Genomic DNA, 6044 nt, shown 5'->3' on the forward strand with positions numbered 1-6044 from the left:
CCACCAAACGGATTTTGTTTTTTTTTTCCTGGGTGTCGGTCGTGGTGTCTTCCCCTCCCCCCCGGCGCCCGGGCCGCGGGGGGGGGGCGGGGCCCCCTTTCCGGTGCGGTGGGTCAGGAGGTGGCGGCGTCCTTGGCTCGGGCCTTGAGGGCGCGGGTGACGCCGTCGCGGCCCTCGGACAGGAGGCGGACGAGGGCGGACGGCGGGTTCTCCGCCGCGATGTACGCCTCGGTGCGGTCGACCGTGGACTGGTCGATCACCAGGAAGGGGTAGCCGACCTCCGCGAACGTCTGGGACGTGTCGCTCGACCACTCCTTCCAGATCCGGCCGACCTCGGCGAAGTACTTCTCCACGTAGGGGAGCAGCAGCTCGGCCTGGTCGGGCTCGACGAAGCCGCCGATGGTGGCGCGGAAGACGGCGTTCGGGAGGGTCCCGGACGTGATCTTCTCCCACGCGGCGGCCTTGGCCTCGGCGGTCGGGATCGCGGCGGCGCCGGCGGCGGCGTGCCGCTCGCCCGCCGCGGTCGGGTCGCGCTTCAGCTCGGCGTCCAGCTCGGCCTGGCCCGCCTTCCCGGTGACGACCAGGCGGCGCAGCAGCGTCCAGCGCAGCTCGGTGTCGACGGTGAGGCCGTCGAGGACCTCGGTGCCGTCGAGCAGGCCCCGGACGTACGCCAGGTGCTCGTCCGAGGTCGCGACCCCGGTGAACGCCTGGACGTAGGCGAGCTGGAAGTCCGAGCCCGGCGCGGCCTCGCGGGCGAGGTCGTAGAGGGCGTCGGCGAGCAGCCGCAGGCCCTCGGGACGCCACGCCGGGTCCGCGTACTGCTGGAGGGCCGTGCGCGCCTGCCGCAGCAGGGTCTGGGTGACCATGATGTCGGTGACGCCGCGGATCCCGGACACTACGAGCCGGACGTAGTCGCGGGTGGCCATCTCGGCGTCGCGGGTCATGTCCCACGCGGCCGACCAGCACAGGGCGCGCGGCAGGCCGTCCTTGATGTCGCCGATGCCCTCGACCAGCGTCTTCAGCGAGTGGTCGTCGAGCCGGACCTTGGTGTAGGTCAGGTCGTCGTCGTTCACCAGGATGAGGTCCGGGCGCTTGTCGCCGACGAGCTCGGGCACCTCGGTGCGCGCCCCGACGACGTCCAGCTCCACCCGGCGGCGGCGGACGATGCCGTCCGGCGTCCGGTCGTACAGGCCGATCGCGAGGCGGTGCGAGCGCAGCGTCGGGTAGTCGGCCTTGGCCTCCTGCAGGACGGCGAACGAGGTGAAGTTCCCGTCCGCGTCGAGCTCGTACTCCGGGCGCATGGTGTTGACGCCCGCGGTCTCCAGCCACTCCTTCGACCAGGAGGTGAGCTCGCGCCCGGACGTCTGCTCCAGCGCGCCCAGCAGGTCGGTGAGGACGGTGTTGCCCCACGCGTGCCGGTCGAAGTAGTGCCGGACGCCCTCGAGGAAGTTGTCCCGCCCGACGTAGGCCACCAGCTGCTTCAGGACGCTCGCGCCCTTGGCGTAGGTGATCCCGTCGAAGTTGACCTCCACCGCGCGGATGTCGGGGATGTCGGCCGAGATCGGGTGCGTGGACGGCAGCTGGTCCTGCCGGTACGCCCACGCCTTCTCCAGGTTCGCGAACGTCGTCCAGGCGCCCTTCCACTTGGTCGCCTCGGCCTGGCACAGCACGCTCATGAACGTCGCGAACGACTCGTTCAGCCACAGGTCGTCCCACCAGCGCATGGTGACCAGGTCGCCGAACCACATGTGCGCCATCTCGTGCAGGATCGTCTCGGCGCGGCGCTCGTAGGCGGCGTCGGTGACCCGCGACCGGAAGACGTAGTCCTCCAGGAAGGTGACGCAGCCCGCGTTCTCCATCGCGCCCGCGTTGAACTCCGGCACGAACAGCTGGTCGTACTTGTTGAACGGGTAGGGGCGGCCGAAGACCTCCTCGAAGAACGCGAAGCCCTGCCGGGTCACGTCCACGATGGCGTCGGCGTCCAGGTGCTCGCCGAGCGACGCGCGGCAGAACACGCCGAGCGGGATCACCGAGCCGTCCGCGCGGCGGTACTCGTCGCGGACGACGTGGTACGGCCCGGCGACCAGCGCCGTGATGTAGGTGGAGATGCGCGGCGTGCGCGCGAAGCGCCGGACCCTGCCCTCGACCTTCTCGGGGGCCTCGTTGGACACGACCTCCCAGTCCTCGGGGGCGATGACCGTGAACTCGTGCTCGGCCTTGAGGTCCGGCTGGTCGAAGCAGGTGAACATCCGGTGCGCGTCGGCCGTCTCGAACTGCGTGTAGAGGTAGACGGACTGGTCGACCGGGTCGACGAAGCGGTGCAGGCCCTCGCCGGAGCGGGAGTACGTCGCGTCCGCCACGACCTTGAGCTCGTTGCCGGCGGCGAGGTCCGGCAGCGGGATGCGGCCCTTCTCCGCGTCGTAGGAGGCCGGGTCGAGCGCCCGGCCGTTCAGCGTCACCTCGTGCACGACCCCGCCGTGCAGGTCGACGAAGGTCGAGGCGCCCGGCTCGGCGCAGCCGAACCGGATCACGGTGGTGGACCCGAACCGCTCCGCGCCGGTCGTCAGGTCGAGCTCCACCTCGTACGACTCGACGGTGAGCAGCCGCGCCCGTTCCCGCGCCTCGTCGCGCGTGAGGTTGCCTGCCACGTGTACTCCCTCGTGGTCAAAGAACGTCGTCAAAGAACCCTGTCCCCCCATGTCTACCAATGCGCGGGCCTCCACGGCGTCGGCGGCACCGTCCCGTGTCCGCGCGCGGCGCGTCGTTCTTCCGCCAGCGGCACGTTCCGTGGGCGTCCGGCGGACGTTCCGTGACGGCGTTCGGCATGGTCAGGCCAGAGGTTCGGCACGGTCCGGCCGGAGGGAGGGGCGTGGCCCGGTCGTACGCTGGTCGCCGCGCGGCCGCGCGTCCGTCCCGGGGGGAATGCGGAGGGACGGGCCCGGGTTGCCGCTTACGACTTTTCGACCTGGCTGAGGAGGCTGACGATGTCCCAGCGTGTGGACTTCTGGTTCGACCCGCTGTGCCCGTGGGCGTGGATCACGTCGCGGTGGATCCACGAGGTGGCGGAGCACCGCGACCTGGACGTCCACTGGCACGTGATGAGCCTGTCGGTCCTGAACGAGGACAAGGACGTCCCGCAGAAGTACAAGGAGATGATCGACCGCGGCTGGGGCCCGGTGCGGATCGCCATCGCCGTCGAGCAGAAGGCCGGCCCCGAGGCGCTCGGACGCCTCTACACCGAGCTCGGCACGCGCCGCCACAACGAGGGCCGCGAGTGGAGCGAGGAGCTGTTCCGCGAGGCGCTGACCGCCGCCGGCCTGGACCCGGAGCTGGCCGCGGCCGCCGAGGACACCTCCCTCGACCCGGCCGTCCGCGCGTCCCACAAGGACGGCATCGACCGCGTCGGCCAGGAGGTCGGCACGCCGGTCATCGAGATCGAGGGGCACGCCTTCTTCGGCCCGGTCGTCACCCCGATCCCGCGCGGCGAGCAGGCGCTGAAGCTGTTCGACGGCGTCGTGGCGGTGGCGTCGGTGGACGGTTTCTACGAGCTCAAGCGGACCCGCACCCGCGACCCCATCTTCGACTGAGCCCGGGGCGCGGCGTCCTCGACTGAGCCGCGGTGCGCGGCGGCCCCGCCGGAGCCGCCGGAGGCCGGCACCTGCTCAGGCGGAGGCCGGCACCCGGTCAGGCGGAGGCCGGCGCCCGGTCAGGCGGGGGTCTGCGCGGGCTCGTCGGTTCCCTCGGCGAGCCCCGCGGACCAGCGCTCCTCCACCCGTCCGAGCTTCCAGTAGAGCAGCGCGCCCGCCCACAGGACGAGCAGCAGGCCGGTGACGACGAACCCGGCGATGTTCAGGTCGAGGGCGCCGATCCAGTCCCAGAACCCGCCGGTGAGCCCGGCGCGGTCCTGCAGGACCTGGAGCAGCTCGGTGCCGCCGATGACGAACGCGAACACGACCGAGACGCCGGTCAGCGTGATGTTGTAGAAGACCTTGCGGACGGGGTTGGAGAACGCCCAGCCGTAGGCGAAGTTCATGAACGTGCCGTCGATGGTGTCCCACAGGGACATGCCCGCGGCGAAGATGATCGGCAGGCACAGTGCCGCGTACCAGGGCAGTCCGGCGCCCGCCGCCGCGCTGCCGGCGAGCGCGAGCAGCGCGATCTCCGAGGCGGTGTCGAAGCCCAGGCCGAACAGGAACCCCAGCGGGTACATCTGCCACGGCCTGGTGATCAGCCGGGTGAACCGGCCGAGGATCCGGTTCATGAAGCCGCGGTTGTTGAGCTGGTCCTCCAGTGCCGCCTCGTCGTACTCCCCGGCCTTCATCCTGCGGAACACCTTGATGATCCCGACCAGGATCACCAGGTTGATGGTCGCGATCGCGGCCAGGAAGGTGCCGGAGACGGTCGGGCCGATCGTCCCGGTGATCTTGTGCAGGCCGGACTGCTCGTCGGAGATCCCGTTGGCCAGGGCCTTCACGCCGAGCCCGAGCAGGACGCACGAGACGAACACCACCGAGGAGTGCCCGAGCGAGAACCAGAAGCCGATGGACACCGGGCGCTTGCCCTCGTTCATCATCTTCCGGGTCGTGTTGTCGATGGCCGCGAGGTGGTCGGCGTCGAAGGCGTGCCGCATGCCGAGCGTGTAGGCGGTGAGCCCCACGCCGATGCCGAACAGCTTGCCGTCCCCGAGGCGGTAGTGGCCGGGCAGGACCAGCAGGAGCAGGATGCCCCAGCCGACGACGTGCAGCGCGAGGATGAACGCCGCCATCCCCCCGAGCCGGCCCCACTCGCCCGCGCCCAGGGAGCGCCGCACTCCCGTGCCGCTCTCGCTCATCCGCCGCCCTCTCTCGCGTATGTACTGCTCTGACCAAATTTACGCAGTTGCAAGAAAGTTGCAATACCCGCGCGGGGATCATTCCCTCCTTCCCGGACGCGGGCCGCCGCCGGCGCCGCGACCTGGGACTTCACCGGGGATTCTGCTTGCCTCGCGATCTCCGCTGGAGCAGACTCGGCCCTCCTGGACGTGGCAACGGTTTTCATATCCGTTTCGGGGGCATACGTGAAGGTAGCTTTCGTCGGCAAGGGCGGCAGCGGCAAGACGACGCTGTCCGCGCTGTTCATCCGGCACCTCACCGCGAAGGACCTGCCCGTCGTCGCGGTGGACGCCGACATCAACCAGCACCTCGGGGTCGCGCTCGGCCTGGACGAGGAGCGGGCCGCCAAGATCCCGGCGCTGGGCGACCGCCTCCCGGAGATCAGGACCCATCTGCGCGGCCGGAACTGGCGGATCTCCTCGCCGTCCGCGATGGTCAAGACCACCCCGCCCGGCTCCGGCTCGCGGCTGCTCACGGTCGGCGGGAACGACCCGGTGCACGCGCTCGGCGAGCAGGTGGACGGCGCGACCCTGCTGGTCACCGGTCCTTTCAACGACGACGACCTCGGCGTCTCCTGCTACCACTCCAAGACCGGCGCGGTCGAGCTCTACCTGAACCACCTGGTGGACGGCCCCGGCGAGTACGTCGTCGTGGACATGACGGCGGGCGCCGACACCTTCGCGTCCGGCCTGTTCACCCGCTTCGACCTGATGTTCCTGGTGGCCGAGCCCACCCGCAAGGGCGTCGCCGTCTACCGGCAGTACAAGGAGTACGCCGCCGACCACGACGTCGCCATCACCGTCGTCGGCAACAAGATCCAGGGTGACGCCGACATCGCCTACCTGCGCGAGCAGGTGGGCGACGACCTGCTCACCTGGGTCAGCCAGTCGGCGTCCGTCCGCGCCCTGGAGCAGGGCCGGCAGGGCGTCGAGCTGGAGTCGGCGAACGAGGCCGCCCTCGACTGGATGCTCGCCGCCGTCGACGCCCGCCGCAAGGACTGGGTGAGGTACCGCCGCCAGGCCGTCGAGTTCCACCTCAGAAACGCCCGCAGCCGCACCGACGCGGCGGCGGTCGCCGAACTGGAGCGCCAGATCGACCCCGACTTCCGCTACCCGACCTGAAGAGTCCACCCCCACCCCTGACCACGCCACCCCACCCCCCGGGGGGCGTCGC

The 6044-nt window shown here is 70.7% G+C and carries 4 protein-coding genes; 2 read left to right on the forward strand and 2 right to left on the reverse strand.

Annotation, left to right across the window (positions count from 1 at the left end; genetic code table 11):
- Window positions 1-113: 113 nt before the first annotated feature.
- Window positions 114-2648 (reverse strand): aminopeptidase N, encoded by a 2535-nt coding sequence (gene pepN / locus AB0J52_RS23520; RefSeq protein WP_500184162.1) that lies wholly within the window; start codon window positions 2646-2648, stop codon window positions 114-116.
- Window positions 2649-2984: 336 nt separating this feature from the next.
- Between pepN and AB0J52_RS23525 the strand changes: the two genes are divergently transcribed.
- Entirely contained in the window at window positions 2985-3587 is a 603-nt protein-coding gene (locus tag AB0J52_RS23525; protein WP_500184164.1) for a mycothiol-dependent nitroreductase Rv2466c family protein, read from the forward strand.
- A gap of 119 nt (window positions 3588-3706) precedes the next feature.
- Here AB0J52_RS23525 and nicT read toward each other — a convergent pair whose 3' ends face one another.
- The gene (gene nicT / locus AB0J52_RS23530) at window positions 3707-4831 is read right to left on the reverse strand and encodes a Nickel transporter NicT (RefSeq protein WP_500184167.1); all 1125 of its coding nucleotides are present in this window, start codon (window positions 4829-4831) and stop codon (window positions 3707-3709) included.
- 225 nt (window positions 4832-5056) lie between these two features.
- Here nicT and AB0J52_RS23535 point away from each other — a divergent pair, with 225 nt between their 5' ends.
- Window positions 5057-5992, forward strand: a complete 936-nt coding sequence (locus AB0J52_RS23535) for an ATP-binding protein (protein WP_500184168.1) — start codon at window positions 5057-5059, stop codon at window positions 5990-5992.
- The last annotated feature ends 52 nt before the right edge of the window (window positions 5993-6044 follow it).

It is taken from the genome of Spirillospora sp. NPDC049652, assembly GCF_040675125.1.
Classification (GTDB): Bacteria; Actinomycetota; Actinomycetes; order Streptosporangiales; family Streptosporangiaceae; genus Spirillospora.

Excerpts from the sequence above, each read along its gene's own strand:
- AB0J52_RS23525 (WP_500184164.1), top strand. The coding sequence starts at position 2,985 with ATGTCCCAGCGTGTGGACTTCTGGTTCGACCCGCTGTGCCCGTGGGCG.
- nicT (WP_500184167.1), bottom strand. The coding sequence starts at position 4,831 with ATGAGCGAGAGCGGCACGGGAGTGCGGCGCTCCCTGGGCGCGGGCGAG.